The sequence below is a fragment of the Vibrio sp. 1F263 genome, from assembly GCF_041439035.1.
GTDB lineage: Bacteria > Pseudomonadota > Gammaproteobacteria > Enterobacterales > Vibrionaceae > Vibrio > Vibrio tasmaniensis_A.
Genome location: NZ_JBGONI010000009.1, coordinates 1 through 17906, shown reverse-complemented (window position 1 = coordinate 17906; position 17906 = coordinate 1). Strand labels below are relative to the sequence as shown.

At 43.3% G+C, this 17906-nt stretch carries 17 protein-coding genes; 3 read left to right on the top strand and 14 right to left on the bottom strand.

Features of this window, described 5'->3' with window-relative positions; all coding sequences use genetic code 11:
* The first annotated feature begins 56 nt into the window (after positions 1–56).
* The 3 genes from ACED25_RS08400 (at position 57) to rsmF (ending at position 5595) form a co-directional block, all read left to right on the top strand.
* Positions 57–1358 carry a PqiA/YebS family transporter subunit gene (locus ACED25_RS08400; RefSeq protein ID WP_371695073.1) on the top strand — a complete coding sequence of 434 codons (1302 nt, stop codon included), beginning with the start codon at positions 57–59 and terminating at the stop codon, positions 1356–1358.
* Positions 1345–4002, top strand: coding sequence for an MlaD family protein (locus tag ACED25_RS08395; RefSeq protein WP_371695072.1), 2658 nt, complete (start codon positions 1345–1347; stop codon positions 4000–4002). The genes ACED25_RS08400 and ACED25_RS08395 overlap by 14 nt, the downstream gene beginning before the upstream one ends.
* A 171-nt stretch (positions 4003–4173) precedes the next feature.
* Positions 4174–5595, top strand: a complete 1422-nt coding sequence (gene rsmF / locus ACED25_RS08390; protein ID WP_371695071.1) for a 16S rRNA (cytosine(1407)-C(5))-methyltransferase RsmF — start codon at positions 4174–4176, stop codon at positions 5593–5595.
* A 141-nt stretch (positions 5596–5736) separates the two neighbouring features.
* On the opposite strand, the gene ACED25_RS08385 is transcribed toward rsmF, so the two are convergent.
* The 14 genes from ACED25_RS08385 to ACED25_RS08320 all read right to left on the bottom strand — a co-directional run bounded on the left by ACED25_RS08385 (position 5737) and on the right by ACED25_RS08320 (position 17459).
* On the bottom strand, positions 5737–6375 hold the full coding sequence (locus ACED25_RS08385) for an OmpA family protein (protein ID WP_371695070.1): 639 nt from the start codon (positions 6373–6375) through the stop codon (positions 5737–5739).
* 8 nt (positions 6376–6383) lie between these two features.
* Positions 6384–7940 (bottom strand): TadE/TadG family type IV pilus assembly protein, encoded by a 1557-nt coding sequence (locus tag ACED25_RS08380; protein WP_371695116.1) that lies wholly within the window; start codon positions 7938–7940, stop codon positions 6384–6386.
* Between the two features lie 10 nt (positions 7941–7950).
* Complete coding sequence (gene tadF / locus ACED25_RS08375) at positions 7951–8508, bottom strand: tight adherence pilus pseudopilin TadF (protein ID WP_371695115.1); 558 nt, start codon at positions 8506–8508, stop codon at positions 7951–7953.
* Entirely contained in the window at positions 8498–8980 is a 483-nt protein-coding gene (locus tag ACED25_RS08370) for a TadE/TadG family type IV pilus assembly protein (RefSeq protein ID WP_371695114.1), read from the bottom strand. Before ACED25_RS08370 ends, tadF begins: the two co-directional genes overlap by 11 nt.
* Positions 8964–9704, bottom strand: coding sequence for a tetratricopeptide repeat protein (locus ACED25_RS08365; RefSeq protein WP_371695069.1), 741 nt, complete (start codon positions 9702–9704; stop codon positions 8964–8966). Before ACED25_RS08365 ends, ACED25_RS08370 begins: the two co-directional genes overlap by 17 nt.
* A gap of 11 nt (positions 9705–9715) precedes the next feature.
* Entirely contained in the window at positions 9716–10558 is an 843-nt protein-coding gene (locus ACED25_RS08360; RefSeq protein ID WP_371695068.1) for a type II secretion system F family protein, read from the bottom strand.
* The gene (locus ACED25_RS08355; RefSeq protein ID WP_371695067.1) at positions 10555–11457 is read right to left on the bottom strand and encodes a type II secretion system F family protein; all 903 of its coding nucleotides are present in this window, start codon (positions 11455–11457) and stop codon (positions 10555–10557) included. The genes ACED25_RS08360 and ACED25_RS08355 overlap by 4 nt, the downstream gene beginning before the upstream one ends.
* A gap of 1 nt (position 11458) precedes the next feature.
* Complete coding sequence (locus tag ACED25_RS08350; RefSeq protein WP_371695066.1) at positions 11459–12730, bottom strand: CpaF family protein; 1272 nt, start codon at positions 12728–12730, stop codon at positions 11459–11461.
* Positions 12727–13962, bottom strand: a complete 1236-nt coding sequence (locus ACED25_RS08345; protein ID WP_371695065.1) for a CpaE family protein — start codon at positions 13960–13962, stop codon at positions 12727–12729. Before ACED25_RS08345 ends, ACED25_RS08350 begins: the two co-directional genes overlap by 4 nt.
* A complete protein-coding gene (locus ACED25_RS08340; RefSeq protein ID WP_371695064.1) occupies positions 13962–14441 on the bottom strand; it encodes a hypothetical protein in 480 nt (159 codons plus the stop codon). The genes ACED25_RS08345 and ACED25_RS08340 overlap by 1 nt, the downstream gene beginning before the upstream one ends.
* A complete protein-coding gene (locus ACED25_RS08335) occupies positions 14438–15808 on the bottom strand; it encodes a type II and III secretion system protein family protein (protein WP_371695063.1) in 1371 nt (456 codons plus the stop codon). The genes ACED25_RS08340 and ACED25_RS08335 overlap by 4 nt, the downstream gene beginning before the upstream one ends.
* Positions 15808–16632 (bottom strand): Flp pilus assembly protein CpaB, encoded by an 825-nt coding sequence (gene cpaB / locus ACED25_RS08330; protein ID WP_371695062.1) that lies wholly within the window; start codon positions 16630–16632, stop codon positions 15808–15810. Before cpaB ends, ACED25_RS08335 begins: the two co-directional genes overlap by 1 nt.
* Positions 16633–16653: 21 nt before the next feature.
* Positions 16654–17106, bottom strand: a complete 453-nt coding sequence (locus ACED25_RS08325; protein ID WP_371695061.1) for a prepilin peptidase — start codon at positions 17104–17106, stop codon at positions 16654–16656.
* A gap of 146 nt (positions 17107–17252) precedes the next feature.
* Positions 17253–17459 carry a Flp family type IVb pilin gene (locus ACED25_RS08320; RefSeq protein WP_371695060.1) on the bottom strand — a complete coding sequence of 69 codons (207 nt, stop codon included), beginning with the start codon at positions 17457–17459 and terminating at the stop codon, positions 17253–17255.
* Between the last annotated feature and the right edge of the window lie 447 nt (positions 17460–17906).

Below are 17906 nucleotides of genomic sequence, written 5' to 3'. Positions count from 1 at the left end.
AATCAGAGTTGTTCTAGGCATTTAAATCAGGTTAAAAGTCTGATTAGTGTTTCAACTTGGGAGGTCGCGTGACCTCCCCATTCGTAACCAACCCTTTATCAACTAAGCAGCAGCTATCGACTCAGCACCAGTGCGACAGTAGCTCTGTACGTCTTTGTCAGGGCTGCGAACTTCCCGTTGATAAAATGGATATCCCTTTGGGGAAATCCGCTTACTGCCCAAGATGCGGTACTCAGCTTTATAGAGGCGGTACCCCTAGCCTGTCTGGAAACCTTGCAATCGCTATTACCTGCTTATTGCTGTTTATCCCCTCACACTTTTTTGAATTCATCAGTATTCGCCTGATTGGTGTCATGATACCTGCGACATTACCATCTGGCGTATTTACTTTAATGGGTGAAGGCTTCCCTCTACTTGGCTTGTTGATCTTATTCTGCAGTTCGATCGCCCCGTTACTTGTTTGTACCTCGGTACTCATCACCCATTTATCCTTGCGCTTTAAGATTTTCACACCATTTCGTTATGCATTAGTTATCATTCAGACACTTAAGCACTGGATGATGTTGGATGTATTTCTGGTGAGCGTGGCAATCTCGTGCTTCAAATTACAAGATTACTCAGATATTTTCGTCGGCCCTGGTTTAGTTGGTCTGATTCTACTGCAGCTTTTCAGTGTGTTGCTGGTAAGCCGAATCAGTGTGCGTCGCTACTGGGAAGCTTGGGCTAAAGAGTCTGACTACTCTTTCGAACAAAGTAAGAACGTACACTGTCATAACTGTCACCTGTCTCAGCCTGACGGGCACACTTGCGTGCGTTGTCACCATGACTTATATCATCGCAAACCCTACTCTGTACAAAAGACATGGGCTCTACTTTTTGCCGCCTCAGTGGCTATCGTGCCGGCCAACGTCATTCCAATTTCTATCGTGATAACAAACGGACAAAGATTAGAAGACACCATCATCTCCGGTGTCGCTTCGCTAATTAATAGCGACATGTATGGCATCGCAGCAATCATTTTTATTGCCAGTATCGTCGTGCCTGTCGCGAAAATACTTGGTCTAACGTATATCTTAATTTGTATCAAAATGAAGCGTGCGGTTTACCATAGACAACGTATGACCATCTATTTCATTGTGAAATGGGTGGGAAAGTGGTCGGTAATGGATCTGTTCGTTATTTCGATCATGATGACCTTGGTCGACCGTGGACAAATTTTAAACTTTACACCAGGTTATGGTGCAGTCGCTTTTGGCGTCGTGGTTGTTCTCACGATGCTGGCAGCGGAAAGCTTAGATCCTAGGATAATTTGGGATAACTACACCTCTAAAGATGAGTCAGTGAATGAACAACGATAACCAATCACAAACGTCATATTCACCAGAAGTCAGGAAAAACAAAGGTATTTCCCCTTTGTGGATCCTGCCGATACTAACCGTCGCATTAGCGGGTTGGTTGGTCATGAAATCGATACACGATGCAGGACAACGTGTGCAGATATATTTCTCAGATGCCGCAGGTTTAGTCGCAGGTCGAACGACAATTCGCTACCAAGGCTTAGAGGTAGGTATGGTGCGCGACATTACCTTGTCCAAAGATTTATCGAGCATCTATGTCGATGCTGACATCTACCCTGAAGCGAAAAAGCTACTCTCAAAAGGCACGCGTTTCTGGCTCGTAAAACCAACAGCAAGTTTGTCTGGTATCTCAGGGTTAGATGCGCTTGTTTCAGGTAACTATATTGCTATCCATCCTAGCGAAACCAAGCAAGAACCAGAAACCGTTTTCCAGGCCTTAGAATCATCCCCTTCTGACTTATTGGCTTCGGAAGGCCTGAATATTTCATTGACGACCAAAGACCTGGGGGGGGTGTCTGTTGGCTCTCAAATCGTTTATCGTAAAATTCCAATTGGTGAGGTTTACAACTACCAGCTAAACGACAATGCAAAATCCGTGACGATTCAAGCGGCGATTAAAGATGAATACAGCCATATCATTACCGACCAAAGCCGTTTTTGGAATGTCAGTGGCTTAGGTGCCAGTATCGGATTTTCTGGTGTCGACGTACGCTTAGAAAGCCTCAGTGCTCTGCTTGGCGGTTCAATTGCGGTCGACTCTCCGGGAGAAGGTCAGCCTGTCGAGATGAACACCAAATTCAAACTTTACCCAGATTTGAAAACAGCCGGTCGTGGTATCTCGATCAAGATAGCCGTACCCGACGACAACAAGATCAGTGCAACGGGCGCTCCGATCATGTATCGAGGCATCGAAATCGGTCAAATCACTGACCTATCTTTAAGCGAAGGGCGTGAAAACGTCGTGGCATCGGCTGCAATCCAACCGGCATTCAGTGACTTTTTAAATAGCGGCAGTCAATTCGTTTTAGAGGAAGCTGAACTATCACTTACTGGAATGAAAAATATTGCCAACTTAGTCACGGGGAACTTTCTAACCTTAGTTCCAGGTGAGGGTGAAAAAGCGCGTCGATTTACTGCGATTCGCAAAAATGAGTTCAGTCAAGAACAAGAAAAATCCGTTGCGATTCGCTTAACATCGAACAATTCATTCGGGTTAGATGTCGGTACACAGCTACTCTACAAAGGCATTGCTGTTGGCTCTATCATCCAAGTAGGTTTAGTCGATGGTGTAGGTACTGGCTCTGATAAGCACGAAGTGTTTTTGGATGCACTTATCGATAACGAATATGCTCACCTAATCAAAAGCCATAACCGTTTCTTTGTGACAGGCAGTGCAACTGCAGAGCTAACCGAATCTGGCTTAAGTGTGACGGTTCCACCGGCAAAACAACTTCTTACTGGCTCAATTAGCTTTGTTAGCGAAGGTCAGTCGAAAGCACGAACTGACTATCAGCTTTTCCAAAGCAAATCGTTAGCAGAAATCGCCAAGTTTAATCAGTCTGGCTCAAAGACGCTTTCGTTGTTTGCGAGCGAGCTACCTTCAATTTCTAAAGGAAGCCCACTACTCTACCGCAACCTACAAGTAGGTAGCATTTCTGATTTTCAGCTTGTCGATGGTGGCGTGAGAATCAAAGTCACGATCGAAAATCGTTACACACACTTACTCAATGAACATACTGTTTTCTGGAACCGCTCAGGCGTTGAGATTGATGCGTCGCTATCGGGTATCAGTATTAAAGCAGCACCCGTTAAAACGCTTATTCAAGGCGGTATTGCTTTTGACTCTCTTCCGGGAATCGACAACAAACTCGGTGATGTGTGGAAACTTTATAAAGATTCGAAATCCGCGCGAAAATTTGGTCGTGCGATTACGATTACCTCTTCAGGCGATCAAGAAGTCAGCAAAGGCATGGCGATCAAATATCAAGGCGTCACCGTCGGTGAGGTTACCTTGGTGATTCCTAACTTCAATAAAGGCGGTATTGAAATTACTGCGCGTATTTTACCTGAGTACGTAGACAAGATTGCCGTTGCGAAGAGTCACTTCTGGTTAGCAGAACCTGAAATCGGCCTCAATGGCATCAAAAACGTCTCTGCACTGCTCTCTAAGCACATCAACGTAGACCCGGGCAATGGTGACATAAATACGAAATTTAAGCTGAGCAAGGGGCCAGTGCAGCCTGAAGGCAAGATATTCCAGCTACAAAGCGAAACGCGAGGCTCGGTATCAGAAGGCACACCGATCCTATTTCGAGAACTAGAAATCGGTAGTGTTATCGATGTTCAACTAGGCGAGTTTGCTGATCGAATCATCTCTACGATTCAAATCGAACCTGACTACGCGTATCTGATCCGCGCAAACACCGTGTTTTGGAACGTGTCGGGCGTCGATGTCTCTATCGGTCTCTCTGGTGCAAACATCAAAGCTGGAACGGTAGACAGCTTGTTAAGAGGTGGTATTACATTCTCAACGCCACCGACCAATGAGCTTCAGCCAGTGGCAAACGAAGATCAGTCTTTCTATCTCTATCCTAAAGCCGAAGATGAGTGGAAATCATGGAGAACCGCAATTCCTCGCCCATAGAGTGAACCCTCAGAAGCTCCAGGCAAATTAATACCGCTTAACAAAGAATAATTCATCATCAAAAATGCAGCCATTCGGCTGCATTTTTGTTGTTTGCTATAAATATGGTTTAGGACGGCCTCATTTTGCTTTAAACTCCCCCGCATTAATGCAATAAATCGAGACACTCTTTTGCACGCTAACGTATATATTCCTGAAGAATTCCTAACGCACATCGAATCAATCATGCCTAGTCATCTAGATATGGCTTCTTTTGTCGCGTCATGCCAAAAACCACTTCGTAAAAGTATTCGAGTCAACACATTGAAAATCAGTGTTGAGGACTTCTTAGTACGAGCAAAAGAGAAAGGCTGGGAACTGGAACCTGTACCTTGGTGCGAAACGGGGTTTTGGATTACAGCTGATGAAAGTGAAGCGCCACTAGGTAATACGGCAGAACACATGTCTGGCCTTTTCTATATCCAAGAAGCCAGTTCTATGATGCCACCGTCAGCACTTTTCCAAAGTGAGGCAGACTACCAAGCCGTATTAGACACTGCGGCTGCACCCGGTTCTAAAACAACGCAAATCGCGGCGCTAATGAATAATCACGGCGTATTGGTTGCCAATGAATACGCAGCAAGCCGCGTGAAAGTTCTTCATGCCAACATCGAACGTTGTGGCGTTCGTAATGCCGCACTCAGTAACTTTGATGGTCGAGTTTTCGGTGGGTGGTTACCAGAACAGTTTGATGCTGTGCTGCTAGACGCGCCCTGCTCTGGTGAAGGTACCATTCGCAAAGACGCCGATGCGATGAAGAACTGGACGTATCAATCTGTAGTCGATATTGCTGACACTCAAAAAGATCTGATCGAAAGTGCTTTTCATGCTCTCAAACCTAACGGCGTGCTGGTTTACTCAACCTGTACGTTAAGCACGGAAGAGAACCAACAAGTGTGTCATCACCTAAAAGAGACCTTTGGTGATGCGGTTGAGTTCGAGTCTTTAGAAAACTTATTCGACAATGCTAAAGCAACCACGACAGAAGAAGGCTTTCTACACATTTTCCCACAAGTGTATGATTCAGAAGGTTTTTTCGTTGCGCGCATCCGTAAACTAGCGTCTGTAACACCACCAGAAGTGAAAAAACGTCTGGGCAAATTTCCATTTGAAAAAGCGTCAAAGAAAGCTCAACAAGAAGTCGCTGAACAACTGCTGGGCGCACTCGATATCGAACTACCAAGTGATACTCAAGTTTGGATTCGTGACAAAGACGTTTGGCTATTCCCGGAAGCGCTAGAACCTATGATCGGTGAGTTCCGTTTCTCTCGCATGGGCATCAAGATCGCTGAAACCCATAAAAAAGGTTACCGCTGGCAGCACCAAGTCGCGACAACGCTCGCAACAGGCAATGAAGCCAACATTGTAGACCTTAGTATTGAAGATGCTCGTGAATGGTTCATGGGACGCGATGTTCGCCCTGAAGGCTTGTCAGGCAAAGGTGAAGTACTAGTGAAGTACAATGGTGCGATCATCGGCCTTGGTAAGTGGGTTGGCAACCGAGTGAAGAACGGTTTACCACGCGAACTCGTGCGCGATAAGAACCTATTCTAAACTTTCAATTAAAACTCACCACTGTACTGAGAAAACAAAAAGCCCAAACAACGTTCATTGTTTGGGCTTTTTGTTGCTTGAAATAATAACCGGAATCTAGTTTTCTCAACTGATAGGTTCGCAGTCCTAAACACTCTATATTTAATTTTCTAATTCGACACTATCGTCCTTAGAAACCCAAATTTCTGAGCGTCGATTCTTAGCTCTACCCTCTGGAGTTGTATTAGAGGCTATAGGTTTACTTTCACCAAATGAGCGAATAACAAGGCGATTTTTCTCGACACCATCCGAAATCAAACCATCTGACGTCGCCAGTGCTCTTTGAAGCCCCAATGCTTGGTTATAACCTTCTGCGCCTGTGCTGTCAGTGTGTCCACCCACCGTAATTAAACTGCCGTTACTCTTTAACTCAGCGGCTAGCTGACTCAATGATTTGCTCCCCATCGGCGTTAAGTTGTGTTGGTCAAAACCAAAATGAAGACTTGCTAGCAATCCGTGACGTTCTTGGTTGCTGATCCAAGTCCTACATTCAGATTGATTCAGACCTAGATTATACTGACCTGCTAATGCTTGTTTGAGTTCGCGGTTATCAGACTTCTGTTCTATTTGTAATAAGCCCTGTCTATGCTGCGCGATACCAACGACATCGTTCACCGTGACACTATGTTTATATTCACTGAACGCAGTATCGCAATAGACACTGATGCCTTCTTCCGCATTGGCGATCAGGCTAAATTGCAATGTCGATATGACGATTGAACCAATCATTAACTTTTTCATATTTTCCTCTAGTACAACTTAGTTATTCCGCTTGTTTTTGAGCCTTTACGGATGAGTTCTTCTATCTTTTTAATCAATTCATCTAGGTTAGATACATCGATGATGTCTTGCTTTGGATTGACAACACAGTCTTGAAAACCACTTTGTTGAGATGCTTTAAAATCGATACCAATAACTCCTATGTATAGGCCTGGTATTTCATTTCTTGCTTTGTTACACATGCCTTTCTTGACTAGCCCTTTGAGAATACCGTTATTAGGGCTTTCCTGCCCATCACTTAGAATCAACAGCATCTTAATTTTCTTGTTATAGACTTGCTGTTCTTCTTGATTCGAACTGTTCGGGTCACCGTCATGAAGAATCTGGGCGCCTCTCAATATGCCTTGAAAAGCCGCAGTGCCTCCGGCTGCCCACATCGATTTAATCGGGTCTAACTCTGAAAGCTTGTTCGATAATCGAATGTTAGAAAACTGCGACGATTTTGAAGATCCATGCGCGTTAAATAGATCTGTTCTACTCACACGATAGAAATTGGACTTTAATCCCGATTTATCATTAAACATAGTCGACACTGATGTCGGTAAATCAACGTATTTGTATACGTCGGCAACACGATAGTTATCTAAATCAATGACATCCTTTATACGCTTGGCGTACTTTCGATTATCTGTTTTTGGTCTTGGACAACTTGACTTGTCATCAGCACAATCAAGTACATCATCTTCCGAATACGTACTCCAATAATCCCAATCAACATCGTTGTAGGAATAAGGTGATACGTGCGTTCTATAGTTGTCTTTGTAGCTCAACTGACTTGTCGCCCGTGCTTTATTTCCCGAGACGATCTCCCTCGTTCGAACGTTAAAAGGCACAAAACCAACTCGATTAAGCAGCTTGTCTCCGGCTGTATCTTCTCCAGGCTCATCACAAACGTTTTTCAGCTCTCCATTTATACGCACTCGCTTAATCGATGTGCAAAGGATTTTGTTTGATATTCCATCGATGGCCGTTTTCAAATCGTCTATTTTCTTATTACGATTTGAGCCCCACTTTTCATTCATCGAACCAGAAAAATCTGAGACAAAAACAATATCGATGTTGTTATCCCCAAGGTAGACTGGGTACTTTCGAGCTAACGAACGCCCCGCCAAATCTTGTTGCTGGTTAAATGAAGGGATAAAGCTGCTTGCGAACCAAGAGTCGTGCGTGGTCCTAGCATTCACTGTGTATTGGATATATTCAAGAACCCCTGCCGCCTCGCTTTCAAGCTGATGAACTCGCTTTGTGGAGAGGTTAGTTGATTTAATGTCGCGTACATAGTTTTCAACATATTTGGTCGCTAACCCGCGAGCCAGATCCGGTTGATCTTCAATGGTTACCGCTATGGCGGCAGCCTCTGCAGAGTCTCTCAATCGACTGGTCTCTTGTACATAACGTGTGCCTTCAACCGCCCAAAAGGTCATTCCCATAATTGGGACAAGCAATAAGCCCATCCAAACCGCTGCAACACCCTGTTGTCGTTGGAGACTGATATGCTGGCGATTAATATGACGTTCGTGCTGCATTTTCATTTCATTATCTCCCAGGCATTATTGACGAAGAGCCAATCTTAACCGTAGTACTTGTGCCACCATTGAAGAAGGGTTTAAACCATGAACTTTGCTCTTCACAAAGACTGATTCGGTACAGTGGATACACAACCCCCTTCTCTATCGGCGCTAGATCTGCATGGGCAATAATCGAATCTGTTTGGCAATTTAAATTTCTATATTTTCTGGACGAAAACTCAGTGACGTTAGCTTTATTAGTCAACGACTCTATCTTGATTGCTACACTGTCTACTGGTGTATTAAGCATTCTGCTTGCTACTTTCGTCATCTCTAATAACTCGCTGTTGGTCACGGCTAAGTTTTTTCCTGCCAACACATCGGCTTCAAAATAACGAGTACGCTCTTTGATGACATTGACCAAAGCAAAACTGGATCGATCCAAGTTGGCACGTACGAGTAACTGATGACTCAAGTCCGCCCCAAACAGATAAACGCCCCACAGAGCGACAAGAACGAAAACTAACTCAATGGTGTATGAGCCTTTTTGGCTTTTTATAGAAAACACACGTTGCTTAAGGAGCATCATCTTTCCACCCCTCATGTTCCAAATTCAAAACCATGGTTCGTGAAATATTCCTGTCAGCAGCGCCAATCAATTTAATCACCGGAGTGTAGCGGTAAGTCACGGTGATTTCGGCTAAATTATAATTGAAATTTAACATTTGGTCAGAATGCCCCTTGTTCACGATAAAATCGTCGTAGGTTTTGAAGTACTGACCAGCGATAGAAAATCGTGAGCTATCTATTAAGAAACTCCATAAATTATCTTCGTTTTCAATTAACAACCTGAATTTTTTCTCGTACTGCTCGTTGATCCCTTTGCCTTCATATATTTTGGTATTCCTGATGGTTTCTCTCAGCGAATACTCGGTCATGTTCACGACGTAGATTTGGTAACTCGACTCGAAAATCGCAAAAGTTGCGAAAAACAGAACGAGCGCACCCAGCACAAATTCAATTGCCGTTGTTCCTTTTTGATTATAAAGACGCTTCATCATTAACTCCTAGTTGAGTTAATTCATCGGTAATGCTCTGAATTTCCTCCGTTGAGAAATCGCCTTTAAGTAACTTTTTGGCCGAGTCTATTTGCTGGGTTTTCAACAATGCGATCGCTAGATTTGCTTTTACGATCTTATTTGCTGGGTCTTCTTTTAAAATAGGAGCTAACGTTTCGATCGCCTGTTGATACTGACCATTGGCCAGTTGAATCATCGCAATGTTGTTCTTAACAACGACATCGTCATAACCGCGTAAACGAGCTCGATTTAGCTCTTGGTAAGCTTCATCATATTTTCCCATTTTGGTGTATGACACGCCGAGCAAAACGTGAATTTGGCCTGTTTTGTTTCCTGCATCGATAGAAGCTATATAGGCAGAAATAGCACTTTCAACGTCGTTTTTTGCATCGAACACTTGTCCTTCTAACTGATACAAGTTGGAATTTGTAACTCCCTCTTTTTGTAAATGTTGAACATAGAAGTCTGCCGACTCAATATCCCCTTTATAAAAATATGCCCAAGCCAGTTTCTCTTTTACCTTTGGGTCTTCCGAGCCCTGTTCTAACTTAGATTTGTAATATTGAATAAGACCGTCATAGTTGTTCACTTTTTCCATACTAGTGACGTCGGCAAGCTGCAAGGCTTGTTGTGACGGTGCCGATTGACAACCAGCTAGTACGCTCAGCACTAACAAAATGAGGAAAGCACGTTTTTCAATCACTCGTAGTTACCCTAGATGCTTAATGTCATTTGCATGATACTCGGCGCGAGAATCAAGATAACAATCGGAAACATAATGAGGAGTATCAAAGGCACACTCATCTTCGCTGAAAGCTTACCTACCTTTTCCTCAACCGTAAGAATTTGAATTTTTCGCATATCTTCAGCAAGATCACTTAACACTTGAGCCACGGATGTGCCGTATTGCAAGTTTTGGATGATAGTCAGTACAAAGCTTCTTACAGGAGGGGTCGGGATGCGTTCACTCAGGTCATTGAGTGCCTTTTCCAATCCGTGTATTTTCGCAGAATCGGAAGTGCGCTTGATTTGGTAACAAAGGTCTGAATCAAATTCAGCAAGTTCTTTGCCCAGATAAACTAGCGCGGCCTCGATCGTCATACCGGTTTGAACGCATACCGACATCATATCTAGCAAATACGGCAGTTGGGCAGAAGTTCTGCTGATCAACATTTTACGTCGCATTTGCAGCACGGTATCTGGAACGACAATAACGCCAATCAACGACAAAACAACCACGATAAGTTTGTTTGTTGATGTCATATCTCCCAATAGCACAAATCCAGAAACCAACCCTAATACCGCCAACTTGGCAGGTAAATAGAACTTTGCCCACTCAGTGTTGTAGTAACCTGCCTCTATCATTTTTTGCTCTAGTTCGCGGCGATATTCTTTACCAAAGCGAACGAACAAACGGTAAACGCGAGAAGGCTCACGCGCAGAGCTATCTCCAATATAGAGCGCCACCTTCTTGTGTCGTTGATCTTTACGAATTGAATCGATGATCAAAAAGAGTATTGCGAAACACAACACAATAAGAGAACTTAATAACATCATGCTCGTACCCCTCTGACTAATAGCCAAACAATAAATAAACCCAAAAGCTCACTACCCAGCACGTAAAACAGTACAACTCTTCCCTCTGGATGGTAGAGAACAAAATTCACATTCTCGGGATTGATGTGGTTGAGAATAACCATAAAAATCAATGGAATAGATGCTACGACCTTGGCGGAAACTCGAGCTTCCGAAGTCATCGCCATTTTCTTTTTCTCTAATGTTCGAGAGTCTACCAACACTCTAATCAGCCGTGCCATCACCCCTTTGAGCTGCCCACCTCGAGCGATATTTGCCCGGATCGTCACGGTAAAGAATAGAAACTCTGGATAAGGGTAGTTTTTGCACGATCGTTGAAGCACCACTTCTGGTGACTCGCCCAACTTAAGTCGGTCGCCCATGAGCTTAAATTCACGGCCTATCTGGTTGTGCATAACATCACCGACATAACTGATGGCTTGCATTAAGCTGTCACCTGCAGTCACCGCACTCATTAAAATGTTCAACGCATCTGGGAATGTATTCTCAAATTCACGACGTCTTTTTGTAGCTAGGATCCGATAACCACATAAGTTAAATACAATAAATAAGCCCAGCACCAACCACGTATTGGAGATTGATAGTAGCTCAACAACGATGTACCAAGAAGCGATGATGCAGCCCAAAATATATAGCGTGATATACAGAGAAGAACGTGGGCCCAACACCATTAGCGTGGGTGAAATGGACTCTTTGAACTTTTGTAAGTTATGTTTACGTACCAATGACTTCACGTTAATGGCATTTACACTTTCAGCTTCTACTTCTTCAATATTAAAAAACTGATTAACTTTTTTTACCTTTGAATCTCTGACTAAAATCAGCACAACCGCAAAAAGGATCAACGAAAGCCAAAGCATGCTACGCCCCCTTAAACGATGCTTTAAGCTCTTCATAGAGCCCAAAGAACTGCGCTTTTTTCACCAACTCAGATCGTTGCATAATACCGTCGGTGACGAATTCGCCTTTGACGGATTCGCCATAGTGGGCATCGTCATAACGAAAACGATAGATCTCTTCCATCACCACACTGTCACCTTCTAGGCCGACGATTTCAGAGATGCTTGTAATTTTACGAGACCCATCGCGTAACCTGTTAACCTGAACAATCATTTGAACTGCACTCACAATTGTTCTGCGGATAGCACTAAGAGGCTGGTTTAAGTTAGCCATCATGACCATCGACTCCACTCGAGCAATCGCATCACGTGGAGTGTTAGCGTGCAATGTCGACATCGACCCATCGTGCCCCGTGTTCATGGCTTGTAGCATTTCAAACGCTTCAGAACCACGACACTCACCAAGAATAATACGGTCTGGACGCATACGAAGTGCGTTGATCACCAACTCACGCTGCGTTACCGCTCCGGTTTGCTCAACACTTGAGGTTCGCGTTTCCAGTCTAACTAAATTGGGTTGTTGCAAACGCAGTTCGGCAGCATCTTCAATAGTGACGATACGTTCATCATCGGCGATATATTGAGACAATGCGTTGAGCAGCGTAGTTTTACCTGAGCCTGTACCACCAGAAATCAACACATTAATACGGCAACGAGAAGCAATCATCAGCACTCTCGCCATGTCTGGAGACATCGAGCCAAAGCCAATCAAATCTTCAAAGCCGATATTCTGCTCTCTGAACTTACGGATAGAGATCGATGTGCCATCCAACGCGATTGGGGGAATCACTATGTTCACACGGCTGCCATCTTCTAATCTGGCGTCAACCGTCGGAGAAAGTTCATCTACACGTCTCCCGACACGTGACGCAATCCGCTTGGCAATGGCTAGCAACTGCTCTTCATTCACAAACGATACTTCAGATTTTTGCACCTTGCCGTGTCGTTCAAAAAAGATGTTGTTGGGCCCATTCACCATGATGTCGGAAATGGACTGGTCTTCTACCAAAGGTTGCAAAGGCCCCAAACCAAACAGTTCATCGATCAGGCTTTTTACCAACCCCGACTTCATCATTGAAGTAATCGGTCTTTGATAGCTATTCGCCAATAGATCAACAGCTGCTTGTATCTGAGATTCAAGATCTCGTCGGCTCATTTTCTGAACCGCCTCTGCATCTAAGGCTTCGAATATCTGGCCACGAAACGCGAGGTATAAATCTTTGTTAGAACTCATTTAACACGCACCTTTTTAAACCAAGAGTTCATTCTCTTCTGGTCCATAGGCTGACCATTAATCAGTTTCACAAGTTGTTCCATAGAACGACTTATGTGGCGATCATGCTTATGGCCACGTTTTCCATCGATAATAATGTGTGCCAATGCTTTGCAATAATCGATTTCGAGGTCAACTTCAGCGCCTAAATACTTCGCAAGATCGGGGCTTTGTAAGACGTAAGCGTTTTCAGGGCGGTGATAGTTCACCACAGTAATGACGCGAGTGCGCGACGATAACGTGAGTTGTAAGTTGGACACCTTCTCAAACAGTCTTTTTGCACTTCTAACTGAAGAGACAGATGCGTCGAACACCAATACAACCACATCAAAGTTTTCTACCAATAGTTGAGGCTCTACCTTGAAATCCACACCACCAGAAAAGTCTTCAATAATGAAATTGGCATTACGCGCTAACAGTTCACATAAGGTTTGGTTGTAATTAAGAACATCGTTTTGGCTCATATCGCCATCAATCGCCAACAGACGTAAATTTTTGCGAGCATTGATTAAATAGCTCAACGCCCCTTCGTCATCCATTTCATGCAATGGCGCTGTGAATTCATCAATGGTTCGCGGCTTAAAGTCTTTGAGCCCAAGCAATACATCAATATTAGTATCCGCATATTGATGATCGACGAGAATCGTGTCTGAGCCTTGCGTCGATAATAGTGAGCCCAACTCAGTTGTGATAAACGACGCACCTACGCCACCTTTGGCACCAACAATCGCAACGCGCTTTGCTTTTCGTTTCTCGCTCACACCAGAGAAAGTTTTAAGGTTCTTGCTCACGTGGTTTAAGAAATCAGCAAATTCCTGTTTATTCACTGGCCAGAAAACGTAATAGAAGCCCATGTCCTTGAGAGAACGAAGTGTAGAAATGGCATCTTCTTTACCAATCACCACCACCCCTTTATGTGTGGGCACAGTGCTAGCAAAAGACTTTGCGTCTTCAACAACATTGCTTGACTCATTAAGCTCAAGAATCACAATTTGGCTGCTTTGTTGCTCTGTCAGTTTGGTTAAACCGGCTTTAACGCATGCAAGATCATTCCATCCTTCAAATCGAAAAACTTCTTGAACTAGGTCTAAACACTCTTGAGATTGATAAAACAGAGTACATCCGGCAAAACCTGGCGTTCCAGTCTGAACTGGCTTGGCCTTTGTTGTTAATGCTTTAGTCAAGTCAAACATTATTGCTCTCCTACCAAACGAGACTTGTAAGCTACTTGCTTCAAACGCATCGACTCAGCAAAGCAGTCTGGCTGCCTCAACCGAACATGAATCTGGGCTGGTGCGCATTTTTGAGTCTTCAAGCGCGTTAAAGTCACCTGAATTTTTAAGTCACTCGGTAATAACTTAACGCTTCGATATAAGACTCTTTGCGGCGCTATGACATGTGATGGATACTCCTCGAAGATCGACTGTAACATTGCTTTGCTACGTATTGATTTGTAATCCACGGCATAGGTTGCTTCTTTGTCCATTAATTCAATATTTTGAATTAAAGCGGTAATTTGCTTAGTCGTTTCATCTCGATTTTTCATAGCAAACTCAAAACTGTGCTGCTCTTTGTAGACCAAGGCTTCAGCGCCTTGACCGACAAAGTATTGCTCGGAAGCACAACCCAAAAGTGACAAGTTAAACAACGCCATTATTAGTGATTTTTTCATTGAATGAACCCTCCTTGCGACAATAGACGAATCGTTGCATCAGAAGACGTTACCGCCTTGCCATCCCATCTAATGTTTAACCAACGCGCCAATGTAGAGGTCTTCTTAATATAAGGCAGCTGAATGTCTTTGGGTTTCATCGGCTCAACAAGATTCACGGTGGCAACAATGATCAACTCAGTTCGTTTTCTCTCAGTGGTGGCTTTTCGGAATGCCGCGCCGAGTACAGGTATGTCACCAATAAAAGGAATTTTTTGCATTTTTTCCAAATCAGAACTGCTCATTAAGCCACCAAGGACGAAGCTATCACCATCCGCTAGCTCAACGGTTGTCAAAGCACGTCGAGAAGCCAGTTGCGGAACTTTGATTCCTGCTGCTTCTACATAGCCTTCGACTTCGCTCACCTCTGGGGCTAATTGCATTCGGATTCTATCTTGGCTAAGTACTTTTGCCGTAAGGTCAAGTTTGATGCCGAACTCTTTGAAAGATATGTTCACGTTACTATTAGAAGTTACAATAACGGGCACTTCCCCTCCTACAAGGAAGCTGGCAGACTCACCCGATAGCACGGTTAAGTTGGGTTCAGCCAGAACCTCCGCAATTTTATCATTACCTAACGCTGTGATCAGGGTACTAAGGTTTGCTGCATCAAATTGATCAAACACAAATTCGCCAACACTTGAACCGACTGTACTCCAATCAACGCCAACAGTTTGCCCAAATGATTCCGATACTTGAGCCACCGATATCTTAACGTTCACTTGCTGGGTCGTTGCGACCTCTATACGCTCTATGATCCCTTCCCATGTCATATTTCGGGCAAAAACCATGCTTTCGGGTTCTTCATAATTTGCGTGGTCGGATTTAAACTCCAGTTTCACTGTTTTGTCCCATTTCTCTGTTTTTTCTCGTCCAAGCAGAGTGGCAACCAAACGATAGATGTCGTCACGAGTCGCTTCGGAATCAACAAGGCCACTAACGGCAACTTGTTCTCCTACGGACTGAACCTTGACTTTGGCATCAGGGAAATGAAATTTGAGTTGGCGTCTAATATCAGTTAAATCTAAATCGACAATAATGCGATCTGAAAGCAGAACATCGTCATCAATGCCATAGACAATTAATCGCGATTGACCAATACCATTGCCGAACACAACAAGTGTGTTGTCATTGATTATTTTATAATCGACGATATCAGGGTTATTAATAAACACTTGACCGATCGGGCTTTGTAGCTGAATGTGCTCACCGTCGTTGAGCGTGATAGAGCGATCGGCGGCAAAAGCGTTGGTTATAAAAAATAAGCCAATCAGTGGTGCTAAAACGAAAGCAAACATTACTTGCTTGATTCGATGGTGAATCATCATCACAAAGCCTCTCTCGGGTTATTTTCGTTACCACGTAACTCAGCAATCCCCGTATAGTTATCGATAATATTGCGCACCTCAGCAAACTCAGGTTGTGTATAGGTTTGAGTTCGGTAAATTTCGATATGCATAGTTCGTTGTGCCAGCGCAAGTTTTGGTAACTCGTCGGGACTAACTTCGATGACCACCGTCGTCAGTCCATCCTCTTTACTAGGAGCGCGAGCGGTAATAGAACTGTCGCCAGTTTCGTCATTTCCAATATTGAGTACTTTGACGTTTTTAAGGAACATTGAAGCCTTTACTCCTCTAAAGCGTTTCGGCTTATCAATATTTCCGGCTAAGTTATCATTTGGAGAACTCACAGTGAGGATATCGATGGACGTTCCAGGGCGGATGTAATCGTTAATGAGGTTTGTATCACTCACTTGAAGTGGGTATAACGTCATGCCTTCCGTGACCAAAAGATCGATGTATCCGGGCTGGTCAGGCATCACTTGATATTCAGGCAGTACAACCTCACCAGCGTTAAGGTCGCGATTTAGCAAAATGGAGGGGGCAAAGCTGATTTGTGCGTCTTCTCTGACACCAAGCGTTAATGCTTCACTAAGAGGAAGTTGTTGTTTAACGACACCTTGTGCATCGACCGCACGCCCTTTTCCATAAGGTTCCGTGGTCACCCAAACGGCAACATGCTCTTCGTTCTTTTCTTCCACCATTTCAGCGGCCGTTGTTGGTTGAGGTTCACTCTTCAACAAATCGACAACGCCTAGCACACCAACTATTACGGCAGCTATGGCAACAAGTAATACCAGTCGAGATCTCATAATGTTCTCATTCTTGGAGGGTTATATATGTGGCGTGTTTTGAGTTAAAATCACCAAGTAAAATCCAATGCTAATCGCTATCCCATATGGAATGCCTTGCCGATCGTTCAACATGCTTGTTGTTAGCTTTTTACTTATCAGCTTGCTCTTTACGACATAAATCACGGATAAAAACCCGCCAGCAAAAGCCGTCATAACAAACGCCCAATGTAAATCGTTGACAGGTATGGTAAGTGATAGAGCTGCGGCATATTTAATATCACCGGCTCCAATCCAAATCAGGGCATAAACTATCAGCCCTCCGCCTAACACCAGTAAAAAACTTATACTCTGAATGTCTAACGGTGATAGAAAACATTGCAAAAAGATCAATATCAACAATGCGTGATTTTGTATCTTGCGAAACAAAAAATCAGTAACCGATACATAGACACACAAGATTGCCAAAATCAGTAAATAGACTTCAAAACTCAAAATTAGAAATATTACCTAAGTTATATGGATTGGCATAAGCGCATGTCTTAATTGATATTCACAATTAATAGAGCCAGACCAATGGAAGCATAGATCTGGCACAAATATCTTTCGATATGAACTACATTAGCCAATGAGGCTTGATGTTAGGTGCTAGCCTTTGTGATAGCTTTACCTACTTCTTTAAACGCTCCTTCTAGTTTGCCAATAAAACCAGTTGTGTCTACTGCTGCTGTTACTAATACAGCCATTGCTACTGCAATAAGACCATATTCAATTGCAGTTACACCGCGCTCATCGTTCTTGAATTGTGATAAAAACATGCTTGTTTTAACGTATAGCTTAGTAATCATTATTTATTCCTATTTAAGGGGTGTTTAAAATTCGCCATTATTATATTTAGCACCACCAATCTAAGGAAAATACCCTCTATCGATTAAACCTATAGGTCGTCCAAAAAACAACCAAAAACGTCTCACATCACAAAACAGACAAAAATAAACAACTAAAAAACAACAGCTTAAAATAACACGGGTATTAGTAGTGGAAATTTAAATTAAATTTACAAAGACAAAAAATGTGACACGCATCACGAATGCATTGTATTACTATTAGATATAACCCATTTAAAGATTTACAATTATTTATTATGAAACTCATTGAGATTAAATTATCATCACGTTATTGTTCTCCAAATAAATATGATTTTTCAGTATCAGGGGTTAGTCGAATCATGAAACTACAGGGCTTTGTTGCGTAATTAAATTTAAAGATAGAACAACCCCGTTTCGCGTATTTCT

What these genes read in the sequence shown, in the direction of transcription:
- ACED25_RS08345 (WP_371695065.1), bottom strand. Translation starts at nt 13,962, where the DNA reads ATGTTTGACTTGACTAAAGCATTAACAACAAAGGCCAAGCCAGTTCAG.
- ACED25_RS08385 (WP_371695070.1), bottom strand. Translation starts at nt 6,375, where the DNA reads ATGAAAAAGTTAATGATTGGTTCAATCGTCATATCGACATTGCAATTT.
- ACED25_RS08320 (WP_371695060.1), bottom strand. Translation starts at nt 17,459, where the DNA reads ATGATTACTAAGCTATACGTTAAAACAAGCATGTTTTTATCACAATTC.
- ACED25_RS08350 (WP_371695066.1), bottom strand. Translation starts at nt 12,730, where the DNA reads ATGAGTTCTAACAAAGATTTATACCTCGCGTTTCGTGGCCAGATATTC.
- tadF (WP_371695115.1), bottom strand. Translation starts at nt 8,508, where the DNA reads ATGCTCCTTAAGCAACGTGTGTTTTCTATAAAAAGCCAAAAAGGCTCA.
- ACED25_RS08395 (WP_371695072.1), top strand. Translation starts at nt 1,345, where the DNA reads ATGAACAACGATAACCAATCACAAACGTCATATTCACCAGAAGTCAGG.
- ACED25_RS08340 (WP_371695064.1), bottom strand. Translation starts at nt 14,441, where the DNA reads ATGAAAAAATCACTAATAATGGCGTTGTTTAACTTGTCACTTTTGGGT.
- ACED25_RS08370 (WP_371695114.1), bottom strand. Translation starts at nt 8,980, where the DNA reads ATGAAGCGTCTTTATAATCAAAAAGGAACAACGGCAATTGAATTTGTG.
- ACED25_RS08360 (WP_371695068.1), bottom strand. Translation starts at nt 10,558, where the DNA reads ATGATGTTATTAAGTTCTCTTATTGTGTTGTGTTTCGCAATACTCTTT.
- cpaB (WP_371695062.1), bottom strand. Translation starts at nt 16,632, where the DNA reads ATGAGATCTCGACTGGTATTACTTGTTGCCATAGCTGCCGTAATAGTT.
- ACED25_RS08335 (WP_371695063.1), bottom strand. Translation starts at nt 15,808, where the DNA reads ATGATGATTCACCATCGAATCAAGCAAGTAATGTTTGCTTTCGTTTTA.
- ACED25_RS08355 (WP_371695067.1), bottom strand. Translation starts at nt 11,457, where the DNA reads ATGCTTTGGCTTTCGTTGATCCTTTTTGCGGTTGTGCTGATTTTAGTC.
- ACED25_RS08380 (WP_371695116.1), bottom strand. Translation starts at nt 7,940, where the DNA reads ATGCAGCACGAACGTCATATTAATCGCCAGCATATCAGTCTCCAACGA.